Annotated in this window: 17 protein-coding genes and 1 pseudogene; 11 read left to right on the top strand and 7 right to left on the bottom strand. The window is 56.0% G+C overall.

Going from position 1 to position 20363, the window contains the following annotated elements; translation table 11 throughout:
• Positions 1-8 precede the first annotated feature (8 nt).
• Entirely contained in the window at positions 9-359 is a 351-nt protein-coding gene (locus Q1L34_RS05175; protein ID WP_004866910.1) for a nitrous oxide-stimulated promoter family protein, read from the bottom strand.
• A gap of 75 nt (positions 360-434) precedes the next feature.
• The gene (locus Q1L34_RS05170) at positions 435-728 is read right to left on the bottom strand and encodes an Rdx family protein (protein ID WP_004866911.1); all 294 of its coding nucleotides are present in this window, start codon (positions 726-728) and stop codon (positions 435-437) included.
• Positions 729-945: 217 nt separating this feature from the next.
• On the opposite strand from Q1L34_RS05170, the gene Q1L34_RS05165 reads away from it, so the two are divergent.
• The 6 genes from Q1L34_RS05165 (at position 946) to Q1L34_RS05140 (ending at position 8888) form a co-directional block, all read left to right on the top strand.
• Positions 946-3315: a TonB-dependent receptor domain-containing protein gene (locus Q1L34_RS05165; protein ID WP_327204382.1), complete on the top strand. Its 2370-nt coding sequence runs from the start codon at positions 946-948 to the stop codon at positions 3313-3315.
• A gap of 184 nt (positions 3316-3499) precedes the next feature.
• Positions 3500-4531 (top strand): hemin-degrading factor, encoded by a 1032-nt coding sequence (locus tag Q1L34_RS05160; RefSeq protein WP_327204381.1) that lies wholly within the window; start codon positions 3500-3502, stop codon positions 4529-4531.
• Positions 4528-5346, top strand: coding sequence for a heme/hemin ABC transporter substrate-binding protein (locus Q1L34_RS05155; RefSeq protein WP_086815951.1), 819 nt, complete (start codon positions 4528-4530; stop codon positions 5344-5346). Before Q1L34_RS05160 ends, Q1L34_RS05155 begins: the two co-directional genes overlap by 4 nt.
• Positions 5346-6341, top strand: coding sequence for a FecCD family ABC transporter permease (locus tag Q1L34_RS05150; protein WP_004866917.1), 996 nt, complete (start codon positions 5346-5348; stop codon positions 6339-6341). Before Q1L34_RS05155 ends, Q1L34_RS05150 begins: the two co-directional genes overlap by 1 nt.
• Complete coding sequence (locus tag Q1L34_RS05145) at positions 6334-7122, top strand: heme ABC transporter ATP-binding protein (RefSeq protein ID WP_004866920.1); 789 nt, start codon at positions 6334-6336, stop codon at positions 7120-7122. The genes Q1L34_RS05150 and Q1L34_RS05145 overlap by 8 nt, the downstream gene beginning before the upstream one ends.
• Before the next feature lie 428 nt (positions 7123-7550).
• Positions 7551-8888: an MFS transporter gene (locus tag Q1L34_RS05140; protein ID WP_004866921.1), complete on the top strand. Its 1338-nt coding sequence runs from the start codon at positions 7551-7553 to the stop codon at positions 8886-8888.
• Here the strand turns inward: Q1L34_RS05140 and Q1L34_RS05135 are convergent.
• The gene (locus tag Q1L34_RS05135; protein ID WP_032718161.1) at positions 8857-9552 is read right to left on the bottom strand and encodes an IclR family transcriptional regulator domain-containing protein; all 696 of its coding nucleotides are present in this window, start codon (positions 9550-9552) and stop codon (positions 8857-8859) included. The genes Q1L34_RS05140 and Q1L34_RS05135 overlap by 32 nt on opposite strands.
• A 63-nt stretch (positions 9553-9615) precedes the next feature.
• Here Q1L34_RS05135 and Q1L34_RS05130 point away from each other — a divergent pair, with 63 nt between their 5' ends.
• Positions 9616-11874, top strand: a complete 2259-nt coding sequence (locus Q1L34_RS05130; protein ID WP_327204380.1) for an FAD-dependent oxidoreductase — start codon at positions 9616-9618, stop codon at positions 11872-11874.
• A gap of 528 nt (positions 11875-12402) precedes the next feature.
• Positions 12403-13020, top strand: a complete 618-nt coding sequence (locus Q1L34_RS05125) for a Fic/DOC family protein (RefSeq protein WP_032718164.1) — start codon at positions 12403-12405, stop codon at positions 13018-13020.
• Here Q1L34_RS05125 and Q1L34_RS05120 read toward each other — a convergent pair.
• Together Q1L34_RS05120 and Q1L34_RS05115 are read right to left on the bottom strand one after the other, a co-directional pair.
• A complete protein-coding gene (locus tag Q1L34_RS05120; protein ID WP_004866926.1) occupies positions 13017-13187 on the bottom strand; it encodes a hypothetical protein in 171 nt (56 codons plus the stop codon). The two genes, Q1L34_RS05125 and Q1L34_RS05120, sit on opposite strands and share 4 nt — an antisense overlap.
• A gap of 141 nt (positions 13188-13328) precedes the next feature.
• Positions 13329-13540 (bottom strand): annotated as a pseudogene (locus Q1L34_RS05115) (integrase arm-type DNA-binding domain-containing protein); the annotation flags it as partial.
• A 143-nt stretch (positions 13541-13683) separates the two neighbouring features.
• On the opposite strand from Q1L34_RS05115, the gene mutS reads away from it, so the two are divergent.
• Positions 13684-16245 carry a DNA mismatch repair protein MutS gene (gene mutS, locus Q1L34_RS05110; protein WP_004866928.1) on the top strand — a complete coding sequence of 854 codons (2562 nt, stop codon included), beginning with the start codon at positions 13684-13686 and terminating at the stop codon, positions 16243-16245.
• A gap of 405 nt (positions 16246-16650) precedes the next feature.
• On the opposite strand, the gene Q1L34_RS05105 is transcribed toward mutS, so the two are convergent.
• Positions 16651-17538 carry a LysR family transcriptional regulator gene (locus Q1L34_RS05105; protein ID WP_004866931.1) on the bottom strand — a complete coding sequence of 296 codons (888 nt, stop codon included), beginning with the start codon at positions 17536-17538 and terminating at the stop codon, positions 16651-16653.
• A 108-nt stretch (positions 17539-17646) separates the two neighbouring features.
• Here Q1L34_RS05105 and Q1L34_RS05100 point away from each other — a divergent pair, with 108 nt between their 5' ends.
• Together Q1L34_RS05100 and Q1L34_RS05095 are read left to right on the top strand one after the other, a co-directional pair.
• Positions 17647-18861: an MFS transporter gene (locus Q1L34_RS05100; RefSeq protein WP_327204379.1), complete on the top strand. Its 1215-nt coding sequence runs from the start codon at positions 17647-17649 to the stop codon at positions 18859-18861.
• Positions 18858-19235 (top strand): DUF4440 domain-containing protein, encoded by a 378-nt coding sequence (locus tag Q1L34_RS05095; RefSeq protein ID WP_064367849.1) that lies wholly within the window; start codon positions 18858-18860, stop codon positions 19233-19235. Before Q1L34_RS05100 ends, Q1L34_RS05095 begins: the two co-directional genes overlap by 4 nt.
• Before the next feature lie 55 nt (positions 19236-19290).
• Here the strand turns inward: Q1L34_RS05095 and rpoS are convergent, their stop codons facing one another.
• Positions 19291-20283: an RNA polymerase sigma factor RpoS gene (gene rpoS, locus Q1L34_RS05090; RefSeq protein WP_004866938.1), complete on the bottom strand. Its 993-nt coding sequence runs from the start codon at positions 20281-20283 to the stop codon at positions 19291-19293.
• Between the last annotated feature and the right edge of the window lie 80 nt (positions 20284-20363).

Here is a 20363-nt window from a genome sequence, read left to right as displayed (position 1 = left end):
CGGGGAAATCACCGCGACTTTTTAGGCCGGTATTTTTCCGGAAGCGCTGGCACGGGACGCCGGTCATCAATCAGGTGACGAATCGTCAGAATCGGGTGGCGCCAGAGCATTCGCGGCCCCGCCCAGCGCATGATTTGCTTCATTTCTTCGCGTTTTGCCGGCTGGTAGCAGTGAACCGGGCACTGCTTACAGGCCGGCTTCTCTTCGCCAAACACGCATTTATCCAGCCGCTTATCGGCATAGGCGTTTAGCGCCTGGTAATGTTCCACGTCGGCCTGCGCGTCCGGGCAGCGGCGCTGATAGAGCGAAATCATGCTGCGGATAGTCTTTTTTTCCCGGTCGATGCGTTGACCCGCCATTGCGTTTCTCCATCAATAAAGATGCGAAAATAATACACCTTTATAGCCTCTGGCGCAGCCGTTTTCCCCTATCGCTTACGCCGGATCGGCGGACTTATCGAGGTGACCCAGCGACTTCTCCGGGAAGCAGACATCCCGTACCCGACGCTTGAGTTCAGCCGCATCCGGGAAACCCTCATCCTGCTTGCGGTCCCAGATTTGTACGTCGTCAACGGTAATGGTGAAGATACCGCCAGTGCCCGGAACCAGCGTGACCGAGCCGATATCGGTACTGAACGTATGCAGCAGCTCCTGAGCCATCCAGCTGGCGCGCAGCATCCAGTTGCATTGAGAGCAGTAGTTGATCGTAATCGCGGCTTTGTGACTCATGATTTTCTCGCTGTATCTAAAAGGACTGATTGTAAACAAATTGCAGATTAAATGAGGAAGACATGATTATTTTGTTGCAAACGATAATACCTATCATTACCATTCGCAATCAATAATCATGGAGAAACAGAGTCCGCTAACGGAAGCAACGGGACTCACCTGCAAATCTGGAAGTAACGCGTGAGCCGATACTAATAATTATCAAGGCGTGGCTACTATGTATAAATCCACTCAATCACCGGCCTGGTTTAAGAAAAGCCTGCTGGTGACTTCGTTGCTTGCAGCAATCTATCAGACGACCGCCGGGGCAGCTGATACCACCGCACACACCACTACCAGCGACACATCATCGGATAGCTCCGAGCAGATGACCGTTACCGCCCCCGCTCCGCTGCTCAAAGCCGGTAGCGAACATTCGGTCAGCGCGCAGGAGCTCCAGGACAAAGGGGCCAAAGATTTTGGTTCCGTCATGCGTTACGAACCGTTAATCAGCGCGACCGGCGCCAGCGGCGGCTCGGGTAATGGCAAAAGCGGCTTCGACCGCGGCGGCTATACCGGTTATAACATTCGCGGGCTGGAAAGCAACCGCGTCGGGATTGATGTCGACGGCATCGCGCAGCCGGATGCGACCGGACGCGGCTACGTCGGCCGTGCCGGCCTGAATACGTTTGGCATCGGTCGCGATTACATCGACCCGTATATGTATGGCAGCATCGATATTCAGTCCGGCGCCACCTCGACTGAAACCGCCAACACCTCTATCGGCGGCAACGTCTCCTTCCAGCCGAAATCTGCCGATGACTATCTGCGCCCGGGAAAAACCAGCGCCTTCGGCTACCGGAGCGGCTACGACTCTGCCGACCGCAGCTGGCATAACGGCGTGACGGTGGCCGGCGGAGATGAAACCCTACGCGGCATTTTCGTCTACAGTCGCCGCGACGGCCAGGAAACGGCAAATAACAGCGATAAGATTGACGCCTATCCGGCCAACTGGCACTCCGATGCGTTTATGGCCTCCGGCATCTGGCAGCCCAATGATGAACACAAGCTGACCAGCACGCTCGACTACTACCATAAAACCAACCACACCCACTTTGACAGCTGGGATAGCAGCGGCAACAGCATTATTGGCGATGCCAATCAGACCAGCCAGACTCGTCGCTGGGGCATCAGCCTGAAAGACGACTGGACGCCAATGAATGACTATCTCGACAGTATGTCGACCAAAGTCTACTACCAGCACACCGAGGCCCATGACTGGACGTGGATGCCGGACAGCACCACCAGATCGATGGAAACGGTCAACTCCAACTACGATACCGACACCTGGGGTATTCAGACCGCGCTGGCGAAATCCATTGGCCGCCACGACCTGAGCGCCGGGCTCAACGCCAGCACCACCAAAACCCAGCGCCCGTTCAGCCAGTCGCCGGTCCCGAGCATCTACAGCGAAATCATGCAGCCGGAAGCCGACAGCCGGGGCTACACTCTTGGCGGCTTCGTTCAGGATAAGATCAACTTCGATCTCGACAGCCACAACTTTGCGGTGATCCCGGGCGTGCGCGTGGTGCATCAATCCACCAAACCGGAGAATCTCGGCGATCTGACCACCAACAGCAGCGTGCTGACGGAGTCCTCCGTCGCCAGCCTGTACGGTAAAAATTCCGATACTCAGGTGCTGCCGTCCCTGACGTTCCAGTACGATATCACTCCGCGTACCATGACCTACCTGCAGTATAAACGCGGCGCCGAGTTCCCTAACGCCAGCCAGCTTTACGGCTCCTGGAACCTCGGATCCAGCTACGCCGGACGAGCGCAGTATGCGCTGATTGGTAACACCGATCTGAACACGGAAACCAGTGACAACTTCGAATGGGGCTTAAAAGGCGAAGTGGTCGAAGGGATCACGATGCGTACCGCCCTGTTCTATAACAACTACAAGAACTTCATCGCCTATAGCCGCTACACCCGTTCCGGTAACCCCGACCACTTCACCAACGTCCCGTCGAATATCTATACGATTTATCAGGCGGAAAACCGCGATAAAGCCTATATCTACGGCGGCGAAATCAGCGCCAAATTCAACTTTGGTACCTGGTTTGAAGAGGTTAACGGCCTGAGCGCGACGCTGGCCTACGGCTATAGTGAAGGGAAATCGAAATCCAGCTATCTCGGCGACAAGTACATCGACCTCGACAGCGTGGCGCCGATGAAAGCGATCGTAGGCGTTGCCTGGGACGATCCGGCGAAACGCTACGGGACCGCGTTGACCGCCACCTTCGTGAAAGGTAAGCAGGCCAGCGCCACCAACCGCGAAAGCTATACCAACACGGGCTCTGCCATTACCGACTCCTCCAGCGAATACATGCGCGTGCCTGGCTACGGCATGCTGGACCTGACGGCCTGGTGGCAGGTCGCGAAAAACGTACGTCTTAACGGCGGCGTTTACAACATTACCGATCGGCAATACTGGGATTACCTGAGCAGCCGCAATATTGAGACGTCCACGAATCAGGATGCCTACAATAAAGCGCTGGCGACGATGCCGGGCCGGACCTGGCAACTGGGCGTCAACGTCGATTTCTGATAGCCCGGAGAATAATAAACCCCATGGATTTCAACATATCGACGGGCAGCAGCGGCGTGGGTCGCGATACGCAGACTCAGACCGGCTCTGCACCATCCCGTTCGCATCATGCTGAAAGACAGCGGGGATAAACCTGCTCCCCGGCCTCGGCCGGGGATATTCATCGTAGAGAAGGAGATGAATCATGCAACACAACGTAAACGCACTGTGGCAGCGCTATCAGGCCGCCAAAACGCAGGCTTCCGCTAAATATGCCCGCGATATCGCCGCTGAAATGGGCATTAGTGAGGCGGAATTAACCGCCGCTCGCGTTGGCCACGACGCCGTTCGCCTGCAGGACGATATACGGGCAATCATCGCCGGACTGGAAGGCGTCGGCGAGACCAAATGCATCTGCCGGAATGAATATGCGGTGCATGAGCAGGTGGGTCAGTTTACCCACCAGCACCTGAGCGGCCATGCCGGGCTGGTGCTGAACCCGCGCGCACTCGATCTGCGCCTGTTCCTCAGCCAGTGGGCCAGCGCCTTCCACCTGAGTGATAACGGCCGCCAGAGCATTCAGTTCTTCGACCATCACGGTGACGCGCTGTTGAAAGTCTATGCGACAGCGCAAACCGATATGACGGCGTGGGAAGCGCTGATTGTCGGGCAGACCCAGGCCGACCCGGCGCCGCTGGCAATCCGCCCCGTCGATACCCCCCGCTACACCGCCTCCGCCGACGGTGCGGCGCTGGAAAATGAATGGCGCGCCATGACCGATGTCCATCAGTTCTTCGGGCTATTGCGAAAATATAACCTCTCCCGCCAGCAGGCTTTCCGCCTGGTCAGCGATGATCTGGCCTGCCGCATTGACCACGATGCCCTGCCGCACCTGCTGGAAACCATTCGCGAAGAGGGCAATGAGATCATGATTTTCGTTGGCAACCGCGGCTGCGTACAAATCTTCACCGGCGCCCTGGAAAAGCTGGCCCCGATGCGCGGCTGGCTCAACATCTTCAATACCACCTTCACCCTGCACCTGCGCGAAGACAGTATTGATGAAATCTGGGTAACGCGTAAGCCGACCTCGGATGGCCATGTCACCAGCGTAGAGCTGTTTGCCCATGACGGTACGCAAATCGCCCAGCTGTACGGCCAGCGTAGCGAAGGGCACCCGGAGCAAGCGACATGGCGTAGCCAGGTTGACCGTCTGACGACGGAAGGACAGAGCGCATGAAACGCTGGCTGATGCTCATTGCCGCTCTTCCACTGTTTGCGCATGCCGCCGCAGAACGCATCATCTCTCTGGGCGGCGATGTCACAGAGATCGTCTATGCCCTGGGAGCACAGCAGCAGCTGGTCGCTAAAGACAGTACCAGCACCTGGCCTGCCGCCGCGCGATCGCTGCCGGACGTCGGCTATATACGCCAGCTGAACGCCGAGGGGATCCTGTCGTTACGCCCGACGATCGTCCTGGCAAGCGCACAGGCCCAGCCTTCGCTGGTCCTGCAAAAGGTTGAGGACAGTCGGGTAAAAGTGGTTAATATCCCGGGCGGTAACGATCTGTCGGCGATTGATAAAAAAATCGTCGCGGTGGCCGACGCGCTGGATAAGCAGACTGAAGGTGACGCCCTGCGCCACGCCGTCGCCGCACAGATCGCGCAGATCCCCACGCAGCCGCTCGGCAAAAGGGTGCTGTTTATTCTCAGCCACGGCGGAATGAATACGATGGTCGCCGGGCAAAAGACCGCTGCGGATGGTGCTATTCAGGCCGCCGGGCTGCAGAACGCGATGCAGGGATTTGACCATTATCGCAGTATGTCTCAGGAAGGCGTGATCGCCAGCCTGCCGGACCTGGTAGTGATCTCCGCCGACGGGCTTAAAGGCATGGGCGGTGAAACCGGCTTATGGAAGCTGCCGGGGCTGGCGCAAACGCCGGCCGGTCGCCATAAACAGCTGCTGGTGATTGACGATATGGCCCTGCTCGGCTTTGGACCGCGGACGCCGCAGGCGATCGGCGCGCTGAGAAAAAAAGCGGAGCAGCTCCCCTGATGCGCCCCACTCTCTCTCGCCATCTGTGGTTAATGACGCTGCTGCTGGTGAGCCTGACGCTGTTCGCGACGACCCTCGGCGCGATGCCTCTGCCGCTCGCCAGTCTGTGGCCGCCGGGGGATGAGGTGTTGCGCCATATCTGGCTCACCATTCGTCTGCCGCGCGTCCTGCTGGCGCTGCTGGTCGGCGCCGCGCTGGCGCTCTCCGGCTGCGTCATGCAAGGGCTGTTTCGCAATCCGTTAGCCGATCCCGGCCTGCTGGGGGTCAGCAGCGGTGCAGCGCTGGCGGTGGCCTGCTGGCTGGTTCTGCCGCTGTCCGTTCCGGCGCTGGTGGCGCTGTATGCCCCGATGCTGGCGGCGTTCATCGGGAGTATCGCCGTCATGGTGGTCATTTTTATCCTCAGCCAGGCGAGTGAGGGTTCGCTCTCGCGTCTGCTGCTGGTCGGGATCGCCATCAACGCGCTGTGCGGCGCGCTGGTGGGGGTGCTGGCCTGGATAAGTAATGATACCCAGCTGCGCCAGCTGTCGCTGTGGGGAATGGGCAGTCTCGGCCAGGCAGAGTGGTCCACGCTGCTGGTCGCGGCCACCTTAATCTTCCCTGCTTCGCTGGTCATCTGGCTAATGGCTTCCCGCCTCAACCTGCTACAGCTTGGCGATGAAGAAGCCCACTACCTGGGGATTAACGTCCGGGCCGTGCAGCGTCTGCTGTTACTGTGCAGCGCGCTGCTGGTGGCCTCTTCTGTGGCGATCAGCGGAGTGATTGGTTTTATTGGTCTCGTGGTGCCGCACCTGATACGAATGTGGCTGGGGCCGGACCACCGCGCGCTGGTGCCAGGATCGCTGCTGGCCGGGGCGATCTTACTGCTGCTGGCCGATACCCTTGCCCGCACCGTCGCCGCACCGGCCGAAATGCCGGTGGGTCTGCTGACCAGCATGCTCGGCGCGCCGTGGTTTTTGTGGTTGATTTTCCGCCAACAGAGGACGACATATGGATAATCGCGATCGCACCTGGCACGCGACGTCGCTCTCTCTGTTGCTGGGCAAACGCCGGGTCATTGACGATGTGTCGGTCCGGCTATGCGGCGGAGAGATGACCGCGCTGATTGGCCCAAACGGCGCCGGTAAATCAACGCTGCTGCGGCTGTTAACCGGTTTCTTATCCCCGAACAGCGGCGAACGTCATGTGGAAGGACGTGCGCTGGAACACTGGTCGTCGGAAGCGCTCTCCCGCCGCCGGGCGGTGATGTTGCAACGTACGCAGCTCCATGCAGACTGGCCGGTGGAAACGGTCATCGCCATGGGACGCTCTCCATGGGGTAAAAATCCGGACCGGCAGATGATTCAGCAGGTGATGGTGGAAACCGGCTGCGACCACCTCGCGGGCAGGCGCTATCCTTCGCTCTCCGGCGGCGAACAGCAGCGGGTGCAGCTGGCTCGCTGCCTCGCTCAGCTGTGGCATAACGACGCTCCACGGGGCTGGCTGTTTCTCGACGAACCGACCTCGGCGCTGGATCTTTACTATCAACAGCATCTGCTGCGTCTGCTAAAACGGCTGACCCGCAGCGGCCAGCTGCACGTCTGCGTCGTGCTGCACGACCTCAATCTCGCCGCGCTATGGGCAGACCGCATTCTGCTTCTCCATCAGGGAAAGCTGGTGGCCGAGGGAACGCCGCAGGAGGTCATTTGCCAGTCGGTTATCAGCCGCTGGTACGGAGCGGAAGTGAGAATGGGTGAGCATCCAGACATCGCCATTCCCCAGGTTTACCTTGCGCCATAATCCCATCGTGAGCCGCGCGGCCGTCCGCGCGCTCCACATCAATTACATCACTTTCTGGCATTGTAAGTGCAATTAACGGCATTACCTGCTGAGCAACCGGCATAGCAACAAGCGATAACCCGCTACCGGAATACAGCCATTACAGCAGCGGGCACTTGTGAGCGAGTTTCGCTATGTTAGCTTTAGGATAATCGCCTGCCGCTATTTTTCCCCGCGCGCCCAGGGGGCGGGTATAAAATTGCCCCGCTGCATTATCGCCTCTCCTTTCTTTCTCTGACTCAGTTAGCTCATAAGTTTTACTCTGATCACATTTCAGACGATTTCTCTTTGCCTGCCACCATTTGTTTCTATAAAAGAAACACAGAGAAATAAAAAACCACTCTGTTGCGAAAACAGGCCGTGAGAACAAAAATAAAGAGAATATCGATATGGCAGAACAACCGCTTTCTACAGCAAAGGTAAAAAATACCGGACGCGTCCGATTTCTGGTGCTCGGGCTAGTTTTTATCAACATCATCATTAACTACATGGATCGCACCAATCTTTCCGTTGCTGCCACACAGATGGCGGGAGATTTGCAGTTCACGCCGTTGCAAATGGGGCTGGTGTTTTCAGCCTTTGGTTGGATTTATGCCGCACTGCAAATACCCGGCGGATTTGTTATCGACCGCTTCGGCTCGCGTATTGTTTACGGCGTAGGGTTGTTTATCTGGTCGTTAATAACCGCCCTGCACGCGATTGCCAATAGTTTTGGCGGCCTGGTTGGCTTACGCCTGGGCGTCGGCGCATTTGAAGCGCCTGTCATGCCTTCCAATAATCGCGTGATTTCCAGCTGGTTCCCGGAAAACGAACGCGCCAGCGCCATCGGTATTTACTCTTCTGCGCAATTTGTTGGCCTGGCCTGCATGACGCCGCTGCTGTTCCATATTCAGGAACTGTATGGCTGGCGCGGTTTATTTCTGATTACCGGCGTCGTCGGGATGGTTTGGGCGGTGGTGTGGTATTACCTGTACCGCGAACCGCTGGAACATAAAAGCGTTTCAAAGGCAGAGCTTGATCATATCCGCCAGGGCGGCGCAATTCTGGAAAGCCGTCAGGAAGCAGCCAAACGCAAGTTTGCATGGAGCGACCTGGCACTGATGTTTCGCAGCCGCAAACTGATTGGCATTTACTTTGGCCAGTTCACTATCTCCGCCACCTTCTGGTTTTTCCTGACCTGGTTCCCGACCTATCTGGTGCAATATCGCCATATGGATTTTATTAAATCTGGCTATATCGCCTCCGTTCCTTATCTGGCTGCCTTCTTCGGGGTATTGCTGGCAGGGTTTGTTTCAGACCGTTTAATCAAACGTGGTGTCAGCGCAAGCTTTGCGCGTAAAGCCCCGGTGATTCTTGGCATGTCTTTAACGCTGTTTATCCTGGGTGCCAATTACACCGACAACCCGACGCTAATCATTCTTTTCATGTCGATCGCCTTCTTTGGTAACGGCCTTGCCACCATCACCTGGGTGTTTGTGACGGCACTCGCACCGCGTCATTTAATTGGTCTGGCAGGTGGCGTGTTTAACTTTACCGGCGCGCTGTCGTCCATCGTGGTGCCCATTGCGATTGGCGCGTTAATCGATGGGCATAACTTTGCCCCTGCGCTGGCATTCATCGCCATTCTGGCAGGGCTTGGGATTTGCTCTTACCTGTTTGTGGTTGGGCGCATCGACCTGGACACGCCACAAGAGGTTAAGCCGCAGGAGTCACGAGTTGGGCGGTGAGTTGATTGAGCTGAGCAAGGCGCGGGGCAACGTGTTTTTCATCGGCGTCCCACATTCCGGCAAAAGCGATGGCAGCGTTATGCGCCCCCAGAGGCTGAGCCATCGAAAGTTCGCCATCGTCATGGCGCCAGACAACGTGGCCAGACTCTCGCTGTTGGGCAAGTTTAGGGGCCATTTCCTGCCAGTGTTCAGGCGAGAAACGCGCTTGCAACGCCTCGTCGGTTTCGCTGGCAAGCAATGCCATTCCGATAACCGATTGCCATGCCGGAAGCGTGTGGAAACCGGCCAGCGCCTGGCTAACCTGGCTGCCCGGTTCAGAGTGATAGATATAGATAACCTGGTCTTCCCACAGCACGCCGAGCGCCACCACGATGTCTTTCGGCGCATGGCGTTCAAGCAAAGGCAAAGCCTGGGAAAACAGTGCAGAACCACGAATCGCCTGTGCTGCCAAAGCGTGAATACCCGGCCCTGGCAAATAGCGGCGGTGTTCATCCTGCTGGGTCAGACCAATCGCCGCCATAGTCATCAACAGGCGATTAACGCGGGTGGCATTAATACCCATCAGGCGCGCCAGCTCCCGGCAACCAATTGCCCGGCCACTGGTGACCAGATACTGCAAACAACGGATACCGTCGATAAGACTTTGATTCGGTTGTGATGACATAACGCGCTTCAAATTAATTTAAGAACCACGATTTTATCGTCAGTTTTACAGGAAACAAACTTTATGCAAATTTTTCAGCAAACCCACGCCCGGGAATTCCCTTCGCAACAATTAAAAACAGACTTGCTGGTCGCCGGCGGCGGTCTTGCCGGGTTATGCGCAGCTCTTGCCGCCGCTCGCGATGGTTTGAAAGTGGTTTTGGTTCAGGACAGGCCGGTTCTGGGGGGCAACGCATCGAGCGAAGTCCGTCTGTGGGCCAACGGGGCTACTTCGCATATGGGGAATAATAATCGCTGGTCACGCGAAGGCGGCATCATGGGTGAGATCATGGAGGAGAACGTTTATCGGAATAAAGAAGGCAATCCGGTGATGTTTGATCTCGTTTTGTTGGATATGGCCCGCAGTGAACCCCATCTGACGCTGCTATTGAACACCGCGTTATACGAGGTTTCCACCAAAGGTCAACGTATTACCAGCGCCAAAGGGTTCAACGCCATCAACGAAACCTTTTATGACATTGCCGCCAGCCAGTTTTGCGATGCGACCGGCGATGGTGTATTGGGGCATCTAGCCGGAGCTGAATATCGCGTAGGCGCAGAAGACCCGGAAGAGTTTGATGAAAAAATGGCGCCAGGCGATAACTTCGGTCATAAACTTGGGCACTCCATCTATTTTTACACCAAAAAAGGCAGCGCGCCGGTTAACTTCATTCCGCCCTCTTTTGCCCTGAAAGATATCAAAGAAATTCCCCGCTACACACGCCTGACATCAACACTTAACGGTTGTGATTTATGGTGGCTGGAATGGGGAGGTCGCCTTGATACCATCCATGACAGCGAAGAAATTAAGTGGGAACTGTGGAAAATCGTCTGGGGTGTCTGGGATTACATTAAAAACTCGGGGCAATTCCCGGATGCTGAAAACATGACCATCGAGTGGGTCGGCGCGATTCCAGGTAAACGTGAAAGCCGCCGCTTTGTAGGCGACCATATCCTTTGCCAACAAGATATCATTGAACAGCGTGACCACTACGACGCGGTGGGTTACGGCGGTTGGTCAATTGACCTTCATCCGGCTGATGGCGTTTACAGCAAGCACGACGGCTGCCGTCAGTTCCACAGCAAAGGCACCTACACCATTCCCTATCGCAGCCTATACAGCCGTTCTATGGAAAACTTATTCCTGGCCGGGCGTCTGATTTCCGCCTCACACGTCGCTTTTGGCAGTGCTCGCGTGATGTGTACCTGTGGTTTATTAGGCGAAGTGGTTGGCCGGGCGGCGGCGCTGTGCCACCAGCAGCAAATCACCGCATCGCAATTATCAGCACAAAACCGCATCGGTTCACTACAGCGGCATCTACAACAAACCGGTTGTTATATCCCTCGCCAATGGTTGAGCGACCCGGCGTCTGGCGCAAATGTGAACACCAGCAGCGAATGGCAATTAACTGAGCTGCCAGCAAACGGTACATGGAAGGCATTGAATGAGCGCATGGCATTACTTCTGCCGCTTAAAGCCGGTGAAATCTTGCCTGAGTTGAATTTCACCTTACGCGCAGGATCACCACAGCGGCTTAAAATCTGCCTGTCAGGCAGTGAACGCGCGGGTAATTTCACCCCTGATACGCCACTGGACGAGTGTGAAATTTCTGTCTTTGAAGCGGGCGAATACAGCGTGCAGTTCCATTATCAAAGCGCACGCGATGAATATTTGTTTATCGCTTATGAGAGCAATGAACACATCGATATCGCGCTAAGCGACGTGCAGCTTCCGGGAATTATGACGGTATTTAATGGCCTGAACGCCAGGGTTGCGAAGAATACGCGTCAGGTCCCTGATGGTAACTATGGCGTGGATGAGTTTGATTTCTGGTTGCCGCGCCGCCAGCCAAATCCAATTCTTCCGGCACTTCGCCTGGCTTCACCACTGCGTTGCTACGCGCCAGAAAACCTGGTCAACGGCCGTTTGCGCCCGGAGCAGTACACCAATGCATGGGTACCCGCCGCTGACGATAGTTTGCCGACTGTGACCTGGCGTTGGGAACAGCCGCAGACTTTGCACGCGCTAACGCTGGTGTTCGATAACGATTTTGATAATGCCATGGAAACGGTACAGATGGGCCATGCCCTGGCGGTGGCACCGCATTGCGTGACCCATTATCGTTTATGGGTCGATAACACCTTACTGGCAGAAGTGATCGACAACCGCCATTCCGTTTGCGAGCATCGTTTGCCCGAGGCCATCAGTGCACAACAGGTCAAACTGGAGATGGTAAAAACAGCCGGAAGCATTGCCGCCCTCTACGCTTTGAACGTTCGATAAGCGAAAGCCACCACCGTCTTAGCTGCGGTGGCTTACCTTCACCACAAATGAGCTAATCAATAAAATCGATTCTGGCCACCGAACTTGATTCCCATTTGACTCAGGGTGTTGATGCCAATCGTAAGCGCCCTAATCCCACCGTGAGCCGCGCGTCCGTCCGCGCGCTCCGCTTTGGCAACTGGAACGCGGATCGCTACATCTCATATCGTCACTTTCCCTGAAATACGTATCTCCGTTATGATGTCCCCTCAATGTGATAACAACGAAAACAAAAAGATCACAATTCATTAAGAATCAGGGACCTGGATAATATCCTATGAGTACAATCGATAATCTCGGCGCCCATACCCCGATGATGCATTGGTGTGTTAGTACTGATTAATAAAGATTATTTCCCACCATAATATAAAAACTATATTTTAACCTACACATTTGTAACTATCTGATTTTAATAATATTGTTTGATGTACTCATCCAGCGTTATACTCCCTTTGTTTTCCCATCCTTCTAAAAACGCAGGGCATCTCCATGAGCCGATACCATGTATCCAGCAGTGAAGGCCAGTATGAGAAAGACTCTGGCGAGCAGGTTTTGGCTAATAAGCTGGGGATCGCTACTTCTGATGAGATGGATGAGGCTGAACTTGTCCTGTTAGAACAACTCTATCAGTCCGTTTTTGAAGAACAGTTCCCGGAAGGACTGCTCAGCGTCGCCATGCTAAAAAACTGGCATCGCCGCTGGTTAGGTAACATCTACGAGTGGGCTGGGCAAGAAAGAGCGGTTAACATCAGCAAAGGCGGCTTTATGTTTGCCCCTTCAGCGCAGTTGCCAAAACTGCTGAGCGAATTCGACACCAAATATCTGGCTCAATACACGCCGTGTAGCGGCATGGACGAAGAACAACTCATCACTGCTATCGCCATCACCCATGTCGAGATAATACTTATCCATCCATTCAGAGAGGGAAACGGACGCCTGTCGCGACTGCTGGCCGACGTGATGGCCGTTCAGGGAGGGTACAAACCGCTGGATTATCAAAGCTGGGAGCAAAACAAAACTCAGTATATCTCGGCTATCCATGCTGGCATATCAATGGACTACAAGCCGATGAAACACTGGGTCGGTGAAGCACTAAGAAGGGGTTAAACCGCAAGACGCAAATGAGCGAATTTTTTGCGCGTGGCTTCAAGTGAAGCTTCGATCTTCGCGGAGGACTGCCCTGTTTCAACAGCCGTAGATGTTGCTACTGAGCGAACGATATCAGCACGAGATGGCTTAACGTAGCTTGCCTGAGTTTTTTTGTTGTTGCTCATAATTACTCCTGAAAAGCAGAATCTGGGCTGAAAGACATCGTTCAAACAGTATACCAAAACTTCTACGCAAATTCACTGCAAGCCCTGTCAAAAGACTCACTCATCGGGCAAGCCCTTTAAGTAATACTGGGGGCAGGTCACGAGAGAAGTCTGGGGGAAGTTACCAATTTTAACCTGAGCAAGCTTGCCAGTCAGAGAACTTGTGTAACGGTAGAAAAAGACTTAACCCCAGTTGCACCACAGGAGACACGTAAGCCACGATTTTCGCCTACATCAGCCTTATCTTTGTCGCCAGGCTTCATCATTTCTACCGCTTTAAACGAAAGTGGCTTTCCCTCTTGTTTTCCTGCCATAAAGACTCCGTTATCATGCACCTTATGCAGTCATGAACATAAATGCAGGATTTCATGATATTCGATGAGACACCGTGAAACTTAATGATAACAATAAAAATCACTAACTCATTAAAAATTAAGAAAATGGACATCACAAACCGATGAGTACAATAGAAAATTTAGACTCTCACACCCCAATGATGCAGCAGTATCTGAAGCTGAAGGCTCAGCATCCGGAGATCCTGCTGTTCTATCGTATGGGCGACTTTTATGAGCTGTTTTATGATGATGCCAAACGGGCCTCTCAGCTGCTCGATATCTCGCTGACCAAACGCGGCGCCTCGGCGGGTGAGCCCATTCCTATGGCCGGGATCCCGCACCATGCGGTGGAAAACTATCTCGCCAAACTGGTCAACCAGGGTGAATCGGTGGCCATTTGCGAACAGATTGGCGACCCGGCCACCACCAAAGGTCCGGTCGAGCGTAAAGTGGTGCGTATCGTCACGCCTGGCACTATCAGCGATGAAGCGCTGCTGCAGGAACGTCAGGATAACCTGCTGGCCGCTATCTGGCAGGACAGCAAAGGCTTTGGCTATGCGACGCTGGATATCAGCTCCGGTCGTTTCCGCCTGAGCGAACCGGCCGACCGCGAAACCATGGCCGCCGAGCTGCAGCGTACCAACCCGGCTGAACTGCTGTATGCCGAAGATTTTGCCGAATCGGCGTTGATTGAAGGCCGCCGCGGCCTGCGCCGTCGTCCGCTGTGGGAGTTTGAAATCGACACCGCGCGCCAGCAGCTGAATTTACAGTTTGGCACCCGCGACCTGGTCGGTTTCGGCGTCGAAAATGCGCCGCGCGGTCTCTGTGCCGCCGGCTGCCTGTTGCAATATGTCAAAGATACCCAGCGCACCTCCCTGCCGCATATTCGCTCCATCACCATGGAGCGCCAGCAGGACAGTATTATTATGGACGCGGCAACCCGCCGTAACCTTGAGATTACCCAGAATCTGGCCGGTGGTTTCGACAATACCCTGGCGTCGGTGCTCGACTGCACCGTGACGCCGATGGGCAGCCGGATGCTCAAACGCTGGCTGCATATGCCGGTACGCGACACGGCGGTGCTGGTCGAACGCCAGCAAACCATAGGCGCGCTGCAGGAGCGTTATACCGAACTGCAGCCGGTGCTACGTCAGGTGGGCGATCTGGAACGTATTCTGGCGCGACTGGCGCTGCGCACCGCGCGTCCGCGCGATCTCGCCCGCATGCGTCATGCGTTCCAGCAGCTGCCGATCCTGCGCGAGATGCTGGCTGACGTCAGCTGCGCGCCGGTCCAGCGGCTGCGCGATAAAATGGGCGAGTTCAGCGAACTGCGCGAACTGCTCGAACGCGCAATTATCGACGCGCCGCCGGTGCTGGTGCGCGACGGCGGCGTTATTGCCCCGGGCTACCATGAGGAGCTCGATGAATGGCGCGCGCTGGCGGATGGCGCCACCGACTATCTCGATAAGCTGGAAATTCGCGAACGCGAACGCCTGGGGCTGGACACGCTGAAGGTCGGTTACAATGCCGTGCACGGTTACTACATTCAGATCAGCCGCGGCCAGAGCCAACATGCCCCGATTCACTACGTCCGCCGCCAGACGCTGAAAAACGCCGAGCGCTACATTATTCCGGAACTGAAGGAGTATGAGGACAAAGTACTGACGTCGAAAGGGAAAGCGCTGGCGCTGGAGAAACAGCTCTACGAGCAGCTGTTCGATATGCTGCTACCGCACCTTGCCGACCTTCAGCAAAGCGCCAGCGCGCTGGCGGAACTGGATGTACTGGTTAACCTCGCCGAACGCGCGGAAACCCTGAACTACTGCTGCCCGACCTTCAGCGACAAACCGGGTATTCGCATCAGCGAAGGCCGTCACCCGGTGGTCGAACAGGTGCTGAAGGAGCCGTTCATCGCCAACCCGCTGAGCCTGGCGCCGCAGCGCCGGATGCTGATTATTACCGGCCCGAATATGGGCGGTAAAAGTACCTATATGCGGCAGACCGCGCTGATTGCGCTGCTGGCCTATATCGGCAGCTACGTCCCGGCGGAGAAAGTTGAAATCGGCCCTATCGATCGCATCTTTACCCGCGTCGGCGCGGCAGATGACCTGGCAAGCGGCCGTTCCACCTTCATGGTAGAAATGACCGAAACCGCCAATATTCTGCATAATGCCACCGAACACAGCCTGGTGCTGATGGATGAAATCGGCCGCGGGACCTCCACCTACGACGGTCTGTCGCTGGCGTGGGCCTGCGCCGAAAGTCTGGCCAATAAGATTAAGGCGCTGACCCTTTTTGCCACCCACTACTTCGAACTGACCCAGCTGCCGGAGAAAATGGAAGGCGTGGCGAACGTCCATCTTGATGCGCTGGAACATGGCGATACCATCGCCTTCATGCACAGCGTCCAGGATGGCGCCGCCAGCAAAAGCTACGGTCTGGCGGTTGCCGCACTGGCGGGCGTGCCTAAAGAGGTGATTAAGCGCGCGCGGCAGAAATTACGCGAGCTGGAGAGTATTGCCCCAGGCGTCGCCGCCACGCAGGTCGATGGTACGCAGATGTCGCTGCTCTCCGCCCCGGAAGAGACCTCGCCGGCGGTAGAAGCGCTGGAAAATCTCGACCCGGATTCTCTGACCCCGCGTCAGGCGCTGGAGTGGATTTACCGGCTGAAGAGCCTGGTGTAACGCCTTCTTATTCCGCAGAAGTGACAAAAGGGCAGCCCGTAAAGCGCTGCCCTTTTCGAAAATAAATGGCTGCAAGGCTCATACGCCGGCCTCAGTGGATAGAATTATCTGCCGGGACTTACGTCTAGCCGGATCCTGTCAATGCTCAACGCCAGACAGCCTCAGGCACCCACCGCGATTCTCACTCCGCCGGTCGGCAGAAATTATCAGCTGGAAATCAAACGGAATGATTTTATTATCGATTGCGAGAGGGATCGCCAATACTCAAATGCTATTCACTTTTCCGTCATTTTAATTAATAAATAGTTTTCATTGATGATGCGAAATATAAAAACGGTGCGCTTGAGCGATAAATAACACCATCCGCTTGCGCCCTTCATCCACACGCTCATGACGCAAGAAGAATTAGCCCTGGCGCTCGCGTAAGAAATCAATGAACGCCCGGACCCGGGTCGGGACATGCTGCGCGTCCGGATAAACCGCATACACGCCCTGCGGGGGAAAGGTAAACCCGGGCATGACCTGAACCAGTCTGTGCTCCGCCAGTGCCGGCGCTACCAGCCACTCGGGCAACAGCGCAACCCCGCATCCCGCCAGGGCGAAAGCCAGCAGCGCGCTGGCGCTATCCGCCGACAGTCGCGGCACCGCTTTAATATCTAAAGCCACGCTCTCATCGCGCGGTCCGGTGAGTTGCCAATGGAGCGGCGCGGACAACCGTTCATGAATAATCCACGCTGCCCGGGCCAAATCCTCAATCGTCTCCAGAGGATGTTCCGCCAGCCATGCCGGCGCGGCAACCGGGACAATCGCAAAACGGGAGATCAGCGCCGCGCGGTAGCGCGAATCTGCCAGCGTTCCGAGGCGGATCGCTACATCAAAACGCTCAGAGATTAAGTCCGCATGGTGCGAGGAGGAGACGTGGCGTACCCGTAGCGCCGGATGCCGCTGACTGAACTCGGCCAGCGCGGGAATAATCACCTGGGTACCATACTCCGGTGTCGTGGTGATACGGAGTTCACCGCTCAATCCGCTATGGCTGGCCCGCACCTCATCCTGCAGGTTTTCCGCCGTTTTCAGTAATGCCAGGCCGCGATGATAGAACAGCGACCCCGCTTCAGTCAGCGTGAGCCGTCGCGTGGATCGTAACAACAGCGTGACGCCAAGTTCGCTCTCCAGCTGACGCACGTTAAAGCTGACCACCGCCTTAGTTTGCCCCAGGGCCGCCGCTGCCGCGGTAAAACTCCCGCTTTCCACCACCGCGACAAACATGGTCATGCGTTGCAGATTCAGCATATTCACTTCACTTATTGTCAAAAATTTTCAGACAGTATATCCCCGGATGTCCTGTTTATCCGCCTGTCCCTGCGGTTTAGAGTAGCGGCCTTCTGATGAGGAATAAAAATGACAGCACGCAGCAAGGTCGCCACCGTTTTTTTACTGGGTTTCTTTCTCGATTTAATCAATATGTTTATCGCCAGCGTCGCCTTCCCCAGTATGAGCCGGGCGCTCAACGCCTCCGTCAGTGAACTGGCCTGGGTGAGTAATGGCTACATTGCCGGCCTGACGCTGGTCGTGCCATTCAGCGCCTGGTTGACGCAGCGCTGCGGAGCTCGCCGGCTCGTTATGCTCTCGCTCACGCTGTTCAGCGCCGCAGCGCTGGCCTGCGGACTGAGCGACTCGCTGGGCAGCCTGATTTTCTGGCGTGCCCTGCAAGGGATGGGCGGTGGCTTGCTTATCCCCGTCGGACAGTCTCTGACCTGGCAGCTGTTTCAGCCGCACGAGCGGGCGAAACTCTCGGCCGCCGTGATGCTGGTAGGTCTGCTGGCCCCCGCCTGTTCTCCGGCGGCAGGTGGACTGCTGGTTGAAACATTCAGCTGGCGCGGGGTCTTCCTGGTCAGCCTGCCCGTGGCGCTGGTCACTCTGGCATTAGCCAGCGTATGGCTAAAAAATGACGACGCCCCCGCACGGTCCTCCCGTTTCTTACATCTGCCGCTGCTGGCCGATCCGCTGTTGCGTTTCGCCATGTTGATTTATCTCTGCGTACCCGGCGTCTTTATTGGCATTAATGTGGTTGGCCTGTTTTACCTGCAGACAATAACCGGCATGTCGCCTTCGGCAACGGGCGCCCTGATGCTGCCCTGGTCGCTGGCGTCTTTTGTGGCTATCTCTCTGACCGGCCGTTTTTTTAATCGCCTCGGCCCTCGCCCCTTTATTCTCTTCGGTTGCCTGCTTCAGGCCGCCGGGATCCTGCTGTTGACCGGCGTCACGCCGCAAAGCTCAATGGCGTCGCTGGTTTTCGCCTTTATCCTGATGGGCGCCGGCGGCAGCCTGTGCAGCAGCACCGCCCAAAGCTGTGCATTTCTCAACATCGCCAATGGCGATATGCCGGATGCCAGCGCACTGTGGAACATCAACCGCCAGCTCAGCTTTTTGGCCGGGGCCGCGTTGCTGTCCGCATTGCTGGCGGTCCTGCAGGTTTATTATCCGTCAACGCAGGCCTGGCACGGGGTGTTTATCATCGCCGCGTGCCTGACGCTTATCCCGCTTCTGGGCTGTCTGCGCCTTAATAACCAGGCGATAGTCACGCGCCTGCATCAAAAAATGGAGACCCCATGAACCCATATATTCAGGAAACGATCGACGCCCATGTGGCTATTGAAAACTGGCTGAGTCAGAAACAAGGCGCGGCAGAGACCTTAATGACACGCTTTTCCCCTGATTTTTCAATGGTCGGTATCGGTGGAAACGTCATGAACCACCGGGCGCTCAGCGCTTTCTTTGCGGCCGCAGGCGGCAGTCGTCCAGGCTTGAGCATCACCATTGATAGCGCGACCACGCTCGCCGAATGGCACGATGGCGCGGTGATATGCTATCGGGAAAGGCAGCGTTTACCCGAGCAGGGCGAAACTATCCGCTGGTCAACGGTCCTGTTCAGGAAAGCTGAAGGGCGTATTTTGTGGCGCCATTTACATGAGACCCGGCAGGCGTAGCATGCAAAGAAAAAGGCCCGATCGGACGATCGGGCCTTTTTGAGAGGAAAATTGCTTATTCGCGGAATAGCGCTTCGATGTTCAGCCCTTGTCCTTGCAGGATTTCCCGCAGGCGGCGCAGGCCTTCTACCTGGATCTGACGTACGCGTTCGCGGGTCAGACCAATTTCACGGCCAACATCTTCAAGCGTAGCGGCTTCATAGCCCAACAGGCCAAAACGACGCGCCAGGACTTCACGCTGCTTGGCGTTCAGTTCGAACAGCCATTTAACGATGCTTTGTTTCATATCATCGTCCTGCGTGGTGTCTTCCGGACCGTTGTCTTTCTCATCGGCCAGAATATCCAGCAGCGCTTTTTCCGAGTCGCCGCCCAGCGGCGTGTCCACTGAGGTAATGCGCTCATTGAGACGCAGCATACGGCTCACGTCATCAACCGGCTTATCCAGCTGCTCGGCAATCTCTTCCGCACTCGGCTCGTGGTCCAGCTTATGGGACAACTCACGTGCGGTACGCAGATAGACGTTCAGCTCTTTGACAATATGGATAGGTAAACGGATGGTACGGGTTTGGTTCATGATTGCCCGTTCAATCGTTTGACGAATCCACCAGGTGGCGTAAGTCGAAAAACGGAACCCACGTTCCGGGTCAAACTTCTCAACCGCGCGGATCAGCCCCAGATTGCCCTCTTCAATCAGATCCAGCAGCGCCAGACCACGATTGCTATAACGACGAGCAATTTTCACCACCAGACGTAGGTTACTTTCAATCATCCGGCGGCGTGAAGCCACATCACCACGCAATGCGCGACGGGCGAAATAGACTTCTTCTTCGGCCGTCAGCAGTGGGGAATAACCAATCTCACCCAGGTAGAGTTGCGTCGCATCAAGCACACGTTGTGTTGCGCCTTGCGACAGAAGATCTTCCTCGGCCAGATCGCTATCACTGGGTTCCTCTTCTACTAAGGCTTTCTCATCGAAAACCTCGACTCCGTTCTCATCAAATTCCGCGTCTTCATTTAAATCATGAACTTTCAGCGTATTCTGACTCATAAAGATGGCTCCTACCCGTGATCCCTGAGCAAAGCACCTTCGCTATACATCATTCAACGACGCCGGACGGAGACTTTTTG

The sequence above is a fragment of the Klebsiella ornithinolytica genome, assembly GCF_030505655.1.
In the GTDB taxonomy this organism is placed as follows: Bacteria; Pseudomonadota; Gammaproteobacteria; order Enterobacterales; family Enterobacteriaceae; genus Klebsiella; species Klebsiella ornithinolytica.
This window is presented reverse-complemented; position numbering and strand designations above follow the sequence as displayed.